Annotated in this window: 1 protein-coding gene; it reads right to left on the minus strand. The window is 41.2% G+C overall.

The window, feature by feature from the left end; translation table 11 throughout:
- Positions 1 to 154: 154 nt before the first annotated feature.
- On the minus strand, positions 155 to 267 hold a 113-nt coding region (locus NLF92_RS13110), incomplete at its 5' end, for an inorganic diphosphatase (RefSeq protein ID WP_349293232.1).

The following is a 267-nucleotide window of genomic DNA, read 5'->3' on the forward strand; positions in this document are numbered from 1 at the left end:
TGTTTCAGGTTGTACATACGGGTCTCTTTCAGGTATCTGTTTAGCTTTCTGTTGTGATGCCTAATTTTAGTTATCAATATTCACTTTTAGACCACATACAAAAAGGGCTGGTATTACACCAGCCCTTTGTATCATCAATTTGAAGCAGCGTGAATTATTCTGCTTCGAAACGCGCGATGCTTGCGGTAATTTCTTCTTTTGCAGCTGCAGCGTCTGCCCAACCGTCAATCTTCACCCATTTGCCTTCTTCTAGATCTTTATAGTGCT

This window comes from Opacimonas viscosa, from assembly GCF_024199005.1.
Classification (GTDB): domain Bacteria; phylum Pseudomonadota; class Gammaproteobacteria; order Enterobacterales; family Alteromonadaceae; genus Opacimonas; species Opacimonas viscosa.